Source organism: Corynebacterium sp. CTNIH16 (assembly GCF_032821655.1).
Classification (GTDB): domain Bacteria; phylum Actinomycetota; class Actinomycetes; order Mycobacteriales; family Mycobacteriaceae; genus Corynebacterium; species Corynebacterium marquesiae.
Genome location: NZ_JAVBIG010000003.1, coordinates 178,348 through 192,811, shown reverse-complemented (window position 1 = coordinate 192,811; position 14,464 = coordinate 178,348). Strand labels below are relative to the sequence as shown.

At 58.3% G+C, this 14,464-nt stretch carries 14 protein-coding genes and 1 tRNA gene; 6 read left to right on the top strand and 9 right to left on the bottom strand.

All coding sequences use genetic code 11. The features are described from left to right. The first annotated feature begins 135 nt into the window (after window positions 1–135). Window positions 136–209 (top strand) — tRNA-Leu (locus RAE04_RS04595). 53 nt (window positions 210–262) lie between these two features. Here RAE04_RS04595 and RAE04_RS04590 read toward each other — a convergent pair. Then, window positions 263–2,446, bottom strand: coding sequence for a LamG-like jellyroll fold domain-containing protein (locus RAE04_RS04590; protein ID WP_317026581.1), 2,184 nt, complete (start codon window positions 2,444–2,446; stop codon window positions 263–265). A gap of 425 nt (window positions 2,447–2,871) precedes the next feature. On the opposite strand from RAE04_RS04590, the gene RAE04_RS04585 reads away from it, so the two are divergent. From RAE04_RS04585 to RAE04_RS04570, 4 genes are read left to right on the top strand one after another with little or no spacing between them, the layout of a single operon-like run. After that, a complete protein-coding gene (locus RAE04_RS04585; RefSeq protein ID WP_308572529.1) occupies window positions 2,872–3,708 on the top strand; it encodes a DUF368 domain-containing protein in 837 nt (278 codons plus the stop codon). Beyond that, on the top strand, window positions 3,708–4,595 hold the full coding sequence (locus RAE04_RS04580; protein WP_198492963.1) for an ABC transporter substrate-binding protein: 888 nt from the start codon (window positions 3,708–3,710) through the stop codon (window positions 4,593–4,595). The genes RAE04_RS04585 and RAE04_RS04580 overlap by 1 nt, the downstream gene beginning before the upstream one ends. Then, a complete protein-coding gene (locus RAE04_RS04575; protein WP_299139532.1) occupies window positions 4,588–5,541 on the top strand; it encodes an amino acid ABC transporter permease in 954 nt (317 codons plus the stop codon). Before RAE04_RS04580 ends, RAE04_RS04575 begins: the two co-directional genes overlap by 8 nt. Continuing rightward, on the top strand, window positions 5,541–6,305 hold the full coding sequence (locus RAE04_RS04570) for an amino acid ABC transporter ATP-binding protein (protein ID WP_049377109.1): 765 nt from the start codon (window positions 5,541–5,543) through the stop codon (window positions 6,303–6,305). The genes RAE04_RS04575 and RAE04_RS04570 overlap by 1 nt, the downstream gene beginning before the upstream one ends. A gap of 86 nt (window positions 6,306–6,391) precedes the next feature. On the opposite strand, the gene RAE04_RS04565 is transcribed toward RAE04_RS04570, so the two are convergent. The 8 genes from RAE04_RS04565 to RAE04_RS04530 are packed head-to-tail and all read right to left on the bottom strand — an operon-like array spanning window position 6,392 to window position 13,613. Beyond that, on the bottom strand, window positions 6,392–7,135 hold the full coding sequence (locus tag RAE04_RS04565) for a sulfite exporter TauE/SafE family protein (RefSeq protein ID WP_316127416.1): 744 nt from the start codon (window positions 7,133–7,135) through the stop codon (window positions 6,392–6,394). Beyond that, the gene (coaD, locus tag RAE04_RS04560) at window positions 7,132–7,605 is read right to left on the bottom strand and encodes a pantetheine-phosphate adenylyltransferase (RefSeq protein ID WP_005323291.1); all 474 of its coding nucleotides are present in this window, start codon (window positions 7,603–7,605) and stop codon (window positions 7,132–7,134) included. The genes RAE04_RS04565 and coaD overlap by 4 nt, the downstream gene beginning before the upstream one ends. Before the next feature lie 26 nt (window positions 7,606–7,631). Next, the gene (gene rsmD, locus RAE04_RS04555) at window positions 7,632–8,213 is read right to left on the bottom strand and encodes a 16S rRNA (guanine(966)-N(2))-methyltransferase RsmD (protein ID WP_317026580.1); all 582 of its coding nucleotides are present in this window, start codon (window positions 8,211–8,213) and stop codon (window positions 7,632–7,634) included. Then, entirely contained in the window at window positions 8,214–8,426 is a 213-nt protein-coding gene (locus RAE04_RS04550; RefSeq protein ID WP_049377113.1) for a biotin/lipoyl-containing protein, read from the bottom strand. It lies immediately after the preceding gene. Between the two features lie 19 nt (window positions 8,427–8,445). After that, complete coding sequence (locus RAE04_RS04545) at window positions 8,446–10,578, bottom strand: ATP-dependent DNA helicase RecG (RefSeq protein ID WP_317026579.1); 2,133 nt, start codon at window positions 10,576–10,578, stop codon at window positions 8,446–8,448. 2 nt (window positions 10,579–10,580) lie between these two features. Next, window positions 10,581–11,924: a DAK2 domain-containing protein gene (locus RAE04_RS04540; RefSeq protein WP_317026578.1), complete on the bottom strand. Its 1,344-nt coding sequence runs from the start codon at window positions 11,922–11,924 to the stop codon at window positions 10,581–10,583. Between the two features lie 10 nt (window positions 11,925–11,934). After that, complete coding sequence (locus tag RAE04_RS04535) at window positions 11,935–12,573, bottom strand: uracil-DNA glycosylase (protein ID WP_239272982.1); 639 nt, start codon at window positions 12,571–12,573, stop codon at window positions 11,935–11,937. A 2-nt stretch (window positions 12,574–12,575) separates the two neighbouring features. Further along, window positions 12,576–13,613, bottom strand: a complete 1,038-nt coding sequence (locus RAE04_RS04530) for a thiamine-phosphate kinase (protein ID WP_317026577.1) — start codon at window positions 13,611–13,613, stop codon at window positions 12,576–12,578. Between RAE04_RS04530 and RAE04_RS04525 the strand changes: the two genes are divergently transcribed. Beyond that, window positions 13,561–14,460 (top strand): DUF3515 domain-containing protein, encoded by a 900-nt coding sequence (locus RAE04_RS04525; RefSeq protein ID WP_317026576.1) that lies wholly within the window; start codon window positions 13,561–13,563, stop codon window positions 14,458–14,460. The two genes, RAE04_RS04530 and RAE04_RS04525, sit on opposite strands and share 53 nt — an antisense overlap. The last annotated feature ends 4 nt before the right edge of the window (window positions 14,461–14,464 follow it).

Below are 14,464 nucleotides of genomic sequence, written 5' to 3'. Positions count from 1 at the left end.
CGACATCCGAACACCCTGGTGCAGATTATGTGGATGACGTGGGCATTCCCCCACTACCCCTGACCCAATTAGGAATTCGTCAATGCTCTGCGCTACTATTCTCACAGTCAAAGGCAACCAGCCTTTACACTGTGCGCCCCTGTAGCCCAATTGGCAGAGGCAACGGATTCAAAACCCGTCCAGTGTGAGTTCGAGTCTCACCAGGGGCACGACTAGAAAAAGACCTCGGTTTCCACTAAGTCAGGAAACCGAGGTCTTTGCTTTAGCCCAGTTCAGGCAGCGTTGGCAGGTGGTACTTGCGCAGCACTGCGTTGATTTGCGGAATGGAAGCCTTCAGCTGCGGTAACGCTAGACCGATGAGTCCGGCCACGCCCGCGATGCCGAGGATTGCTCCCAAGACGGCGGGCTTGGAGCTCGCGCCACTGCTCGATGCGGAGCTCCCCGTGGCAGGTTGCGTGGTATCGGTCGGCTTGCCGGAATCATGCGCACGGGCGGTAAGCCATTCCTCCTTGCCCAGAACACCTTGGGTCAGTCGGGTTTCACCAATCCAGCCGTACCAGGGGTCCTGCGGGCGCTGGTTATCAAAGCCGCCGCCCATAACCCACTGCAGGTCACGCGGGAGAAGACCTTCGGCGCCTACCGCATTGCGCAAGATAGGCGCGCCGTTGATGAACATCTCCACGCTATCGCGCTGCGGATCGTTGACCACGGCGATGTGCATCCACTCGTTCTTGGGCACCTCGTGGGACCATACGGTAGAACCGCTTCCCTGCTTCGGCTCCGCCCACCAGCGCAGCTCGCGGAGGTTGGAGATACCAAACATGACGGTGGGGTCCGTGTCATCAGAGCCGTCGACCAATTTATTAATGGCAGAGTCGCGGCTCAGCGCGCTTCCCCAGCCATGTTGTGCGCCATTGAAGTCTTTAGGAATCTTGACGAAGGATTCGAAGGTGTACCCCTTGGTGGTATCCACATTATTTGCAGGCGCGTCCTTGTCGGTGCGGAACTCGGCATTGCCTACCTTGCCTGCTGGGTCGGACCAAAAGAGGGAGCCGGCATCTGAAGACAGCGGGTGGTGGTCAGAGCTATAGGTCACTCGATCGCCTAGCATGGCGCCAGAGCGATGCAGGTCGCTGCCGGAATCGCTGGCAATATCGGGGATGGTGGTGCCACGGCCGGCAGGGGCGCCGTCGGCAAGCGCATCGCCGTCCTTGCCCTGCGCCTGGCCCGGGCGCCAGTGGAATACCGTGTGATCATTCTTGGCAAAATCGTCCGCGCCCTTGGGAAGCTCGTCTTCCGCAATGGTATAGGGCCTAAAGCCTTCAGCGGCGATGTCACGTGCACGCTGCGCTAGGTCCGGCTGGTGGCCCTCGCCCACGGTGAAATCCGGGGAAAAGGAAGAAAAGCGCTGCTCAAAGTCGAACGGAATGGCGTAGCTATCGCCCTTATCATCTAGGGTGAGCTTGTCGAACTGCGTCAGCTCCTCGTGCGGCTTCTGCGCCACCCACGGAGAGAGCGCGGTCATTTCCAATTGCTTGCCGGAAAGATCAAACTCAAGCACGCCCAGCAGACCGTTGCCGCCTTGGTAGGCCATCTGATAGTCCTGCAAGATGGAGACGACGTCATGGCCGGCATCGTTTTTATCCACGCGGTAGCCCGCACCATGGTGGTGGCCGCCCATCACCAGGAAAATCTGGTCGTTGCGCTTGATAAAGTTGTCCCACATGCCCTTGCCGTAGTCATCGGAGTAGAAGACGTTACCCTGGCCATCGATATTGAGGGCTTCGTGCGTCGTGACGATGACGGGGAGGTTGGGGTGCTTATCGATGATGCCTTGCGCCCACGCAAGGGCCTTATCGTCGGCGCGCCAGCCCAACGCAAGGTTGAGGTACTTCTGGCCCTCGGCTTCAAAGATGTGAGCCTCGGAGTCATTATTGATGGCCGTGTAGCGCTCTTGGAAGGTTTCCGGATTAGCGGCCTTGGCACGATCGGCACTAAACCACTTGTCATAAGGGTGTGCCGACGCACCCTCCACGTCCATGTCGTGATTGCCGGGCAGGATGGAGTAGTTCAGATCCGAATCGTCGAGGACCTGCATGGCCTTATCAGCCACCTGCCATTCGCCCTCCACGTTCCACTGGTCTACAACGTCACCCAGATGGGTGACAAAGTCCATGTTCAGCTCGTCTTGGTGCTCCACCAACCATTGGGTTTGGGCCAAGTAGGGTTCGCTTCCGTAACGAGCTTGGGCCAAGTTGCCGGTCTCCGGGGTGGAATATCGCGAATAGAACTGGGTATCCGGTAAGACGCCGATGCTAAAGCGAGAGCCTTCGCTGACCGATGCCCCCTCGGCCCCAACCTCCGCAGCGCTCGCTGCCGGTACAACAATGAGGTTTCCCACCACCGCGGTTGCAGTTAACGCAGGCAGGACGAAACGATTTTTCATAGAGAGTCCTTTATGACTGGAAAGGGATGCTTGCACAGGGGAAATGGCGGGAATACGCGGGGGATTCTAGGGCGTGAATCTTTCAGCTAGTTGAATCCCGCGTAAACATCAGACTGAATAATGGGAAACTTATGGTTTCTGCCAAATAGAGCATTTGCCCGTGTGAGATTCCGCATATCCTGCCCCAAACTGCATAGTTGCATTGGGGTGCATTAAACTGACAGAATATTCATGAATACGGTTTTACCTCTACAGTTAGGGAGAAGAGCCTCCCTTGCCGCGGTAGGTAGATCACCGCCCTCTAATGAAAGATATGCATTACGCTTTACAGCGGTTCGCCTAGCGTCTCCCTTCGGCACTTTTCTGCCGCCTTGCTAGGCCAGTCGCCCTCCGCACCAGTCCCCTCCCAGGTAGATTTTTATTCTATGCAATACATTTTAAACGCTATCCGCGGTGCCCTCATCGGCATGGCCGAGCTTGTACCGGGCATCTCCGGTGGCACCGTGGCGCTCATCGTGGGCATTTATGAACGCGCAGTCCACAACGCCAACGATCTCATTTCCGGCCGCTTCAAAAAGGTCGAATGGAGCTTTCTTCTCTCCGTAGCTATCGGCATGTTTATTGCCGTCTTCGGTATGTCCACCGTGCTTTCTAACTTCGTGGATAATCATGTATCGGCTTCCGGAGCGCTATTTTTGGGCATGGTGGCTGTGTCCATTTTTGTGCCACTATCCATGCTTTCTAAGCAAGAGAGACTGCGCCCCTCTTCTATCATCGCATTTATAATCGCTGCGATTGCCATCTTCTTTATCACCGGATTCACCTCCGAACCGCACGAGAACCCCAGCCTCATCGTGGTCTTCTTCGCCGCCGCCATCGCGGTCTGCGCACTTATCCTGCCGGGCATTTCCGGCTCGCTCATCCTGCTGACTATGGGCCTCTACCAGCCCATTATTGGAGCCGTCTCAGATCGTGACCTAGGCACTATCGCGGTCTTCGCGCTGGGTGCCCTGTGCGGCCTGGCGGCATTTATCAAGGTGTTGAACTTCCTGCTGGATCACCACCGCGCCCCGACCCTGATGGCCATGGCAGGCTTCATGCTCGGTTCTCTGCGCGCACTGTGGCCGTGGGGAGCTGACCAAGATGCCTCTAGCGGCATCATCATCGGCATGTTCATCCTCGGTGCACTCCTCGTCTCCGCGTTCATTGTCGTAGATATGAAGAAAGCCCGAGCTATAGATGAAAGGACGGCGCAAAAGTAATGCCGCGCTCGTTTTCTCGCCGCGCGATTATCGCCGCGGTCCTCGTCCCCACGCTGAGCCTAAGCGCCTGCGTCACCAACGAGGAAGATTCCACTCCGGACGGCTGGGAAGAACCCCATTCCGCAATGGTGCCGGAAATTGCCGCCATGTATGACGACAACGATGGCGTCCTCACTGCCGGAACTAACCCACCCTATGCCCCATTTCAGCTCAAGGATTCCCACGGGGCGCTCCAGGGCGTTGAACTCGATCTTGCTCGCGCCGTTGCCGGAGTCTTGGGACTCGATTTCCAGCCCATGGAACAGGACTTCTCGATGATCTTGCCCGCCGTGCAATCGGGCCAGATTGATATGGGTGCATCCGGCTTCACGGATAACCCCGAGCGCCGCAATGAATTCGACTTTGTAGATCACCTCTACGCCGGCATCCAGTGGGCCGAGCGAGTAGATGGACCTAAGAAGGTTGACCCGGATAATCCTTGCGGCTTGACGGTTGCGGTGCAGCGCACCACGGTATCTGAAACCGACGATGTGCGCCCCAAGAAGGATGCGTGCAACGGCGATCTCACTGTTTTGTCTTATGACACGGGTGACAACGCCGCGTTGGCGGTCCTCATGGGACGCGCAGATGCCCTGTCCGCAGACTCTCCAGTAACGGCGTGGGCTGTCAATCGCTCCGAGGGAAAGATGCGGCAGGTAGGCGATATGTTCCAAGCATCGCCCTATGGCTTTGCCGTTCCCAAGGATTCCGATTTGGGCAAGGCCTCGGCCGCAGCACTGCAGCACCTCATCGAGACCGGTGAGTATGCAGAAATTTTGTCCCGCTGGGGCATCGAGGATGGCTTAATAGACCAGGCAATGATTAATGAAAGGCCGATCAATGGTTAATGAAAATACGGCGACGCCAGCTACGGCCGAGCCTAAGGAAAAGCCCGCCAAGATCGAGGCGCGACCTCTACGCCACCCATGGCGCTGGGTATTCGCCGGCTTGCTTATCGTGCTCGGCGCGTGGTTTATCATCGCCTCCGCCCGCAACGAGGCTTTTGGCTGGGACACCTACTTCCAGTACCTCTTTGATAAGCGCATTGCACTTGCCTCCCTCCACACCATCGCCATCACCATTTTGTCCATGATCATCGGCGTTGTCGGTGGTGCCATACTTGCGGTTATGCGCATGTCCCCGAACCCGGTGCTGCGCAGCGTCTCCTGGGTATTCCTCTGGGTCTTCCGCGGAACCCCTATCTATGTGCAGCTGGTGTTTTGGGGCCTGCTTTCCGCCATCTATCAATCCATCAACCTGGGCTTTACCGAGGTATCCTTGCAGACGATCCTCACCAACGCCTTCTTCCTTGCGGTGATGGGCCTGGGTCTCAATGAAGCCGCCTATATGGCCGAGATTGTGCGCTCCGGTATCACCTCCGTTCCCGAGGGGCAGAAGGAAGCTTCCAAGGCACTCGGCATGTCCTGGTGGATGACCATGCGCCGCACCGTCCTTCCGCAGGCCATGCGCATTATCATTCCGCCTACAGGCAATGAATTCATTTCCTTGCTCAAGACCTCTTCCCTCGTGGTGGCCATTCCTTATACCGAGGAGATCTTCGGCCGCTCCACTGATATTTCCGCCGCCCTCTTCCAGCCCATCCCGCTGCTGCTGGTCGCAGCCTCCTGGTACCTCGTGGTTACTTCCCTACTGATGGTGGGACAGTACTTCCTGGAGCGCCGCTTTGAGCGCGGTGCCACACGCGAACTCACCGGCCGCCAACTTGCTGCGCTGGCAGACGCTGAAGGCACCATCCCCCGCAACGTATCCGTGATTTCGGAGGCTAAAAACTAATGGCTACTCCCATGATTTCCGCCCAGAATGTCCATAAGTCCTTCGGACAGCTCGAGGTCCTCAAAGGCATTGACCTTGAGGTCCAGCCCGGCGAAGTAGCCTGTCTACTGGGTCCCTCGGGCTCCGGCAAGTCCACCTTCCTGCGCTGCGTCAACCACCTTGATAAGGCTACGGCGGGCCGCCTCTACGTCGACGGCGAGCTAATTGGCTACCGCGAAAAGAACGGCACCCTTTATGAGATCAGCGAGAAGGAAGCCGCAGAGCAGCGCTCCGATATCGGCATGGTCTTTCAGTCTTTCAACCTTTTCCCCCACCGCACGGTGATTGAAAATATCATCGAGGCACCGGTGCAGGTGAAAAAGATCCCGGAAGAAACCGCCCGCGCCCGCGCTATGGAGCTGTTGGAGGACGTTGGCTTGGCGTCCAAGGCCAATAACTACCCAGTACAGCTCTCTGGCGGCCAGCAACAGCGCGTTGCCATCGCTCGTGCGGTGGCCATGGATCCTAAGCTTATGCTTTTCGACGAACCTACGTCCGCCCTCGACCCCGAGCTCGTCGGCGAAGTGCTGCGCGTTATGAAGGACCTCGCAGCCGAAGGCATGACCATGCTCGTAGTCACCCACGAGATGGGTTTTGCACGCGAGGTAGCCGATAAGGTTTTCTTCATGGACGGCGGCGTTGTCATCGAGTCCGGCAGCCCTGCCGAGGTTTTGGATAACCCGCAACAGGCACGCACCAAGGACTTTTTGGCTTCGCTGCTGTAACCCCCACTGCACTCAACAGAGTGCCTTCAGCCCGCCGTCTTTCAGCTAAAAGAGAGGACCGGCGGGCTATGTCATGACTCATTCCTCTACACCAGTGTTAAAAGACCCCGAATCAATGCGCTGGCCGCACCCAAGCCGGCGACGCTCAGCGAAAGCACGCGGGCTTTTTCTCGTGGAACACGCTGGGCAATCCGGGTTCCGGCCCAAATTCCTACACACATGCCTAATACTCCCGCGGGCCACATCATCCAAGGCAGGCCATCAAAGTGTGCCGCACCTGTGAGAGTCTTGGTCATCACGGAAAAGAATCCGCCTACGACAAAAATCGGCTGCAGCGTGGCGGCGTAAACATGTTGGGGCCACTTTGCCGCCTGCGCATAGACGGTAATAACCGGGCCCGCAACGCCCGCCAAGGTATTGGTAAAGCCGCCGAGAATACCGGCGGAGATGGCAGGGCCTTTGCCCTCCATCGGCGGGACAAACTTCTTTCCAAAAGTGACCACCGCCAGTGCGGCCAGAAGCGCAGCACCCACCACAATCATGAGCCCTGCCGTGTCCATACGCCTAATGAGCAGCGCCGCGGCCAAGGAGCCAATCACCATGACTGGGGCTATTAGCCCGAACTTCTTCCAGCTCACATTCTCGCGCACGGAATAGGTGGTCAACATCGCGTTAACACAAGCCAGAACGTTGATGACTAGTATGCCTTCGACCGGCCCCATAATCAGCATGAGGATGGGACCGCCGATGAGACCGAGCCCCATTCCGGATACCCGTTGCAGTGTCGAACCAACGACAACGACGAGGAAAATAACCAGTGCGAGGCTCACTGACGGTATTTCTCCTTTACCGCACGACCTACGGATTCGGGGAACATACCCGTTACGTCGCCGCCAAACTTTGCTACCTGCTTACACAGCGAGGAACTGATATATCCGTACTTCTCGTCCGTGAGTAGGAAGACGGTATCGATACCGGAAAGGCGCCGGTTCATTTGCGCCATGGGCAGCTCATATTCATAGTCGAGAGAGCTTCGCAGTCCCTTCACCAAAACGTCCGCCCCATGCTCCGTGGTGTAATCCACCAAAAGCCCGGAGCAATAGTCGACCTTGATGGAAGAATCCACGCTCTGACGGATAAGTTCCATGCGCTCCTCCACGCTAAAGAGGCCGGAGGGCTTGTCTGGGTTACCGGTTACTAACACGGTGACCTCATCAAACATCTGGTTAGCGCGGTTGATGATATCGACGTGGCCTAAGGTGACGGGGTCAAAGGATCCAGGGCAGACGGCCTTAGTCATGCTACTTTCGCTTTCTTTTCAGTGGTTTAGTCTTCGGTGTCCTCGCTGCCGGGGCGGGTATAAACGGCCATATCCATGCGTGCGATGCCAAAGGTGCGCTTCTTAAGCTTCTGGCCGGTGGGCTCAAAACCAGCAGGCCACTCAGTATCCGCGGAATCAACATGGCGCTCAATTACTACCATTGCGCGATCGGTAAGCACTGGTTCGATGGCAGCAATGAGTTCATCCACTTCATCAAAAGCATAGGGCGGGTCCGCCAGCACCAGGTCAAAGTGTTTGCGCGGGGCACTAGCCAGGTAAGTGCTTACCTTCATCTCTTGCACACGCACGCCGGGATGCTTGACGACGCCCATGTTGTGCCGGATGATCTTTACCGCATCGGCCGAAGATTCCACCAGTACTGCTTCATCTGCCCCACGGCTCGCTGCCTCAAGACCTAGGGCACCAGAGCCAGCAAAAAGATCGAGCACCAAAGATCCAGCAAAGCCCCACCGTGCAGTGAGGGATGAAAACAGCCCTTCGCGGGCGCGGTCTGCAGTAGGCCGGGTTCCTTCTGCAGGCACTTTAATGGTGCGGCCGCGGGCTTCGCCGGCAATAATGCGCGTCATTTATGCTTCTCCAATCTCCATCAAAAGGTCTCCGCCCAGCACGTCACTAAAATCAGAGACCACGATACGGTAGACCTTTCCTGGTCCCGGGCTTTCTACGGGAGCCTCAAGCTTCGTGGCTTCAACGGTCGCAAGCGGTACTCCGGTATCAACAGTGTCTCCCACATTCACATGGCAGCGGACGATGCCCGCGAAGGGGGCGTAAATTTTCATGCTTCTAGGTTAACCCGTCTTAGTTCTTCTCCAAGTATTCCTGTTCGCTTTCGCTCAAATTGCGCGTGAGTTCCTCAGCCAACTCGGGATTGCGCAACACCATGGCGCGCGCATCCGTATGGGTGCGCTCCACAATGTCTTGGTCATCCGCCAAGTTCAGTAGCCGCAGTGTGCGATGCGTTCCGGACTGCATGGTGCCCAAGATGTCGCCCTCTTGGCGCTGGCGCAAATCAAGCTCGGCCAGTTCAAAACCCGAGGAAGTTTGGGCGATCTGAGTGATACGACGGAAGGATGGAGTGTTATCGGCTGCCGTTGTGTGCAGAAGACAAATGGAGGCATTACCGCCTCGTCCCACGCGCCCGCGCAACTGGTGCAACTGGGAAACGCCGAAATGCTCAGACTCGCGAATGAGCATCACCGTGGCATTGGGAACATCCACACCTACCTCGATGACCGTCGTAGAGACCAAGATATCGATCTCTCCCCTAGCAAATGACGTCATTACCTCATCTTTATTGGGCATCTTTCCGTGCAAGATGGCTACGCGCAGTCCCTTAAACGGTCCGTTTTCCAGCTGCTGTGCAAGCTCTAGCACTCCGCCTTTGCCTTCAATGCGCGGGCAAACGATATAGGCCTGATGGCCGTGGGCCACCTCCTCGCGTATCCGCTCAAGGGCGCGCAGCACCCAGGTCGGCCGCCACTCGGCCACCACCGCTGACTGAATAGGTTTGCGACCACCGGGCAGCTCGGTCAGCGTTGATACGGCGAGGTCGCCAAAGACGGTCATCGCAATGGTGCGCGGAATCGGTGTTGCTGTCATCACCAGTACGTGGGGGCTGAGGCCTTCACGTGCCTTTAACCGCAGGCTATCGCGCTGCTCTACACCGAACCGGTGTTGCTCATCTACGACGACCAATCCCAGGTTAAAGAACTCCACGGTGTCCTGAATAATCGCATGGGTTCCAATGATGATGTCCGCGTCACCGGAGACAATATCCAATAAAGCCTGCCGCTTGTCCGCCGTACGCATGGAGCCGGTCAGGAGTACCACCTTGACCCCTTCGGGAACCGAGGTCCCGATGGAGGCAGCGTGTTGCGAGGCGAGTACTTCCGTAGGCGCCAACAGTGCGGCCTGCGTTCCTGCGTCGACAGCCTGCAACATAGCGCAGGTAGCCACCATGGTTTTGCCCGAGCCAACCTCGCCTTGCAACAAGCGCATCATGGGCAGCGGACGAGCCAGATCGTCTTCGATCTCGCTAATGACGCGACGCTGCCCTTCGGTCAGGTCAAAGGGCAGATGACTCAGCAGTTCCTCGCGATAGCCGCCTAAGGTAGCAGGCATGGTAGAAGCGGTCCGGGCTTCGGCATCCCGCTGGCGCAATGCCATCACCAGACCAATAGACAGAGCCTCGTTGTACTTCAGCCGCTGAATCGCACGGTAGGGGCCTGCTTCCCCTGGCTCATGGATTTCCCGCACTGCCTTATCGAGGCTGATAATCATCCGATAATCCAGCGGTTCCGCAATCGGCGGGGTCTTAGATAGGACGTAGTGGATGGCGCCCATGATGTACCACGAGGTCACCTTGGACGTGGCTGGGTACACCGGTATCCATTCACGTTCCAAGAGGAGCTGGTCGAGCCTGCCAAACTGCGACAGGTTCCGCAGCGAGCCGGTGGCCTTTGGGCGGTGCTTCTTGCCAGACCCAGCCGCTGGCTGCCGGTAGTCATCCAGTTCGCCATCGGGGCGGCCGAAAGCATCGATCTCTACGAAGTCTGGCTGCTGTAATTGGGGTTGGTTCCGGAAGAATTTGAGCTTGCCGCTCATCATGACGCGCTGTCCGCGGTGCAACATCCGCATCACGTAATTGGCATTGAAAAACGTCGCAATGATGCTGCCATCGAGCTGCACATTGATGATGGTGGTCTTGCCCGAGTCATGGCGGGTGAATCCGGTAATAGTTCCGGTAACCGTGACGATATCGCCCTCGGCAGCGTCTCCTAGACCGACGTCCTTGTTGTGGCGGATATAGTCTCGCGGATAGTGAGCTAAGAGCTCGCCGCAGGTCTCATACCCCAGTGCTTTGGTAATCTTCGCGGCGTCTTTCGCCGCAAGCACCTCTGTCAAAGGGCGGTTGTCCTGCCAGCCGAGCATTGCTATTCCACTCCGATTTCGGTTGCGATTTCCGGTACTTTCAGTGCCATAACATCTACGCGGAGCTGTTGAGCTAGCTCCTCCTGGTCTAGGTCTAGGGCGCTTAGGACTGTGACCTGTTCACCGCCTTCTGCCAAGAGATCGCGGCAAGTGGCAATGATTGACTGCGGGGTTTCCTGGCTCGGGTAAGCCACTCGCATGGACTTGGCAGCATCACGCATGGCAGCAACGACGGCACCAGTATCTGGGTTATCCGGTTCATAAACAGAGATCGCGGCTAAGGCTGCAGCCAGCGATTGCGCGAGCACTACTCGCCCAGCAGCGGTCTGTGAACACACGTCGGTGGCAAGAACGATGTCCTCGTCCTTAGCGGCAATAGGATCATCCGGAGACACTACGCTAACCCCCGCAGATGCCAGAAGATCGCTGATAGGCCCGGCCGGTGCGGCAGCAAACACTCGGCGAGCAATCGGCTCTTCGGAAACAGCTTCGGCGTAAGGAGGCAACACCTCCAGGTGCAGGTTGGTTACCTCTCCGGTACCAAAGGCGGTTTCAATGACCTTGGCTGCCTGGCGGGAGTGGATATGTACATTAGCGCTGTCCTCGGTGGCCCGAGCGATGACGAGGCTGTCTCCCAACGGTTCAATTGCTGCCTGCAGCGTGTTTATATCTCCCTCGAAGAAAAAGACCACTTCCAGTTCAGTATCCGGCTCCGGTTCGGGCAGGTCTGTGTGCCCAGTCGAGCCTTCAATTTCTGCGAGAAGAGACTCTAAAAGGATAACGAGGCCGGCGCCGCCAGCATCCACCACGCCTGCCTCGCGCAGGGCTGGCAATTGCGAAGGAGTGCGCTCGAGGGCCGTTTCCGCGGCAGCGATTGCGGCGCTCACAATACTGTGCAAGGTTGCGCCTGACTGCGCTTCAGCGTCGTCGGCGGCCTCGGCGGCTGCCTTCAGAACCGTAATAACTGTGCCTTCCACCGGCTGGGCAATGGCTCGGTCCACCAGCTCCACGGCCTGCTGCAGGGAGCGGGCAAAAACGTCGCCGTCGATAACTGAGTCCACAGTTGACTCGGCAACGCCGCGCAGAACCTGGGACAGCACCATTCCCGAGTTTCCGCGGGCACCACGCACCGCCCCCAGCGCAAGGGAGTCGGCGACATCGCCGCCATTGTCCAGCTCTGCAACCGCCGCCTCCATGGTGTGCGCCATATTCGAGCCCGTATCGGAATCCGGTACAGGAAAGACATTGAGCGCGTTGATCTCATCGCGACGATGGGCTAATTCCCCCACGGCGCGGGTGGCCCAATTGCGCATTCCGTGGGAATCCAGCGTGCTGGGGTAGGACATGCGCAATAGTTTACAAGCGCCAGTCTATTTCCTGTGCGCCTTGGTCCCGCAAAAGGGCGTTTGCCCGGGAAAAGGGCTGAGAACCAAAGAAACCGCGGCTGGCAGATAGCGGCGAGGGATGTGGGGACTTGATACAAGGGACGTCTGGAAGAAAGCGCTCACACGCTTGCGCATCCCGGCCCCAGAGAATCGCGACCATGGGGCTGCGGTTGAGCGCGCGAATGGCAGCCTCGGTAATTTCTTCCCAACCGATGCGGCGGTGCGATCCAGCCTGGCCTGGGGCTACCGTAAGCACTCTGTTGAGCAACAACACTCCCTGGTCCGCCCAGGCGCTCAGGTCACCATCCTCCCGGCCGTTGATACCCAGATCATCGTGCAGCTCGCGGTAAATATTGACCAAGGAACGCGGCGGTTTCACGCCTGGGCGAGTCGAGAAGGCCATGCCCATGGCGTGTCCTGGGGTGGGATAAGGGTCTTGGCCCACGATGAGCACGCGGACCTTATCCAGCGGCATGCGCAACGCGCGGCAGACGTCCTCAGCCGGGGGCAGATAGTCTTGGCCCTCAAGAGCGTGAGAGATCTGTGGCCATTGCTCTTCTACTACCGGCGCCAGCACCGGTTCCCAGGAAGGGTGGTAGGTGGGGTGCATGGTTAAAAGCTCAGCCAGCCTTTCTGATAGCTCGGTGTGGTGCCTCCTAGCGTAACCCCGCAGCCGCGGGTTACGGTTCCAATCTTTCGGAATCCCGAGGGTGCTTCTTTTGCCGTCGTGCCGATGAGGGTGTGGTCTTCGCCGCCGCTGAGTACCCATTCCCACGGATCGCAGTCGAGTAAATCCGCGGCTTGGCACAGCAATTCTTCCGGTTTCAAGGCCTGCGGATCCAAGTCCATGTGCACACAGGAGTGCTCGGCCATCGTAGTGCAGTCTTGAATTAGCCCGTCTGAGTTATCGGTCATCGCGGTGACCCCCGCGGCACGGGCAATGACGCCGCGGCCGGGGTTGAGCCAGGGGGCACAGTGGGCGTCGATAAGCGGCTGCAGGTGCTCATGCCCTGCAGGCAGGTTCCGGCCGAAGCGCTCCAACAAGGCCAAGCCGGCGGCCGAGTGGCCGATCTTGCCGTGCGCTACCACCTGCTGACCTGCCCGCGCCCCGTCCAAGGTCAAGGCGGGAAGGCTGCCGCCCAGGAAGCCTACGGCCGTGATATTAATGACCAAAAGATCGGACTTCGTAAGGTCACCGCCTACCAACTCGGCGTTATAGAAAGAGCTATGCTCCGCAATTCCCTCGGCAATGCCGCGCACGAAGGGCACCGGGGTATCACCTGGCGCGGCGATAGCAAGGAGGGCGGCCACCGGGCGAGCACCCATAGCTTCCACATCGGCAAAATTGCGCAAGATGGCCTTCTTGCCAATCTCGCGCGGGGTAGACCACTCGCGCAGGAAATGACGTCCCTCCACCATCAAATCAGTGGCCGTCACGGTGCGGGAATTCGGCGGCGCACTGGGCAGAACCGCGGCATCGTCTCCATTGAGCCCACTGGAGGCCACGGAGGTAATTTCCCGGATGGCGGCGCGTTCTCCCACATCTGCGAGAGTCTGAGTTAAGTTCACCAGCTTCCTTTCGATACTATGAGCCCTTATGACATCCCAATTTAACCGCACCGCGATCTTCATTTCACTTGGGTTGTCCATAGTGATGGTTCTTGCGGTCCTTTTCGGCGCAAAATACGTATTCAATAACGTCGCCAAAGCACCCGTGGCGGTCTCCCCCGTGGAGTCTAAGGAGGCAGACTCGCAAGCCTGCCGCAGCTTTATCGACGCCCTGCCGGACAAGGTGATGGATAAACCGCGGGCAGACATTGCCGATCCCGTGCCTTCTGGTGTCGCGGCTTGGGCCGCTACCTCAGACGATAAGGTCACCGTGCGCTGTGGCGTGGATATGCCTTTCCAGTACACCGAGTATTCCCAGACCCAGGACGTAGAGGGCGAACAGTGGTTCCAGGTGCGTGATGCCACCCCTGGCTCCAACCTCACCACCTGGTATGCGGCACAGCGCTTCCCCATTGTCGCGGTCACTGCCTCCACTGATGCAGAGCCGGGCGAGCTTAACGACGCCCTCTCTTCCCTCGAAGAAAAGCCAGCCACCGCGCACGAGGCGCCACTCAAGGCGCTCAAGGCGGGCAATGACCAGATGTGCGCCGAGGTGGACAAGGCCCTGCCCGATTCGGTGGCTGAAGGATACAACCGCCGCAAGGTAGAGGAAAAGAATACCTATGTGTGGAGCGCCAATGGCCGCGAAGACATCGTTGCGCGATGCGGCGTAGCCAAGCCGGAGAACTATCGCGCCGGAGTCAAGCTCCAGCAGGTTAACGATATTCCGTGGTTCGAGGACACTACCTTGGCTCATGGCACGACCGCAGGCACGTGGTTTGCCCTCGGCCGCGAGGACTACCTTGCGCTACACGCCCCACAAGATGCCGCGCAGGCGGCACTGGTGGAAATCGGCGACGTGCTCGCAGAGCACACGACCGAAAAGTAGGCAG

Bases quoted from the DNA above. Each gene is read 5' to 3' on its own strand.
- RAE04_RS04590 (WP_317026581.1), bottom strand. From the start codon at position 2,446: ATGAAAAATCGTTTCGTCCTGCCTGCGTTAACTGCAACCGCGGTGGTG.
- RAE04_RS04585 (WP_308572529.1), top strand. From the start codon at position 2,872: ATGCAATACATTTTAAACGCTATCCGCGGTGCCCTCATCGGCATGGCC.
- RAE04_RS04580 (WP_198492963.1), top strand. From the start codon at position 3,708: ATGCCGCGCTCGTTTTCTCGCCGCGCGATTATCGCCGCGGTCCTCGTC.
- RAE04_RS04575 (WP_299139532.1), top strand. From the start codon at position 4,588: ATGGTTAATGAAAATACGGCGACGCCAGCTACGGCCGAGCCTAAGGAA.
- RAE04_RS04570 (WP_049377109.1), top strand. From the start codon at position 5,541: ATGGCTACTCCCATGATTTCCGCCCAGAATGTCCATAAGTCCTTCGGA.
- coaD (WP_005323291.1), bottom strand. From the start codon at position 7,605: ATGACTAAGGCCGTCTGCCCTGGATCCTTTGACCCCGTCACCTTAGGC.
- rsmD (WP_317026580.1), bottom strand. From the start codon at position 8,213: ATGACGCGCATTATTGCCGGCGAAGCCCGCGGCCGCACCATTAAAGTG.
- RAE04_RS04550 (WP_049377113.1), bottom strand. From the start codon at position 8,426: ATGAAAATTTACGCCCCCTTCGCGGGCATCGTCCGCTGCCATGTGAAT.
- RAE04_RS04545 (WP_317026579.1), bottom strand. From the start codon at position 10,578: ATGCTCGGCTGGCAGGACAACCGCCCTTTGACAGAGGTGCTTGCGGCG.
- RAE04_RS04540 (WP_317026578.1), bottom strand. From the start codon at position 11,924: ATGTCCTACCCCAGCACGCTGGATTCCCACGGAATGCGCAATTGGGCC.
- RAE04_RS04535 (WP_239272982.1), bottom strand. From the start codon at position 12,573: ATGCACCCCACCTACCACCCTTCCTGGGAACCGGTGCTGGCGCCGGTA.
- RAE04_RS04525 (WP_317026576.1), top strand. From the start codon at position 13,561: ATGACATCCCAATTTAACCGCACCGCGATCTTCATTTCACTTGGGTTG.
- RAE04_RS04530 (WP_317026577.1), bottom strand. From the start codon at position 13,613: ATGGACAACCCAAGTGAAATGAAGATCGCGGTGCGGTTAAATTGGGAT.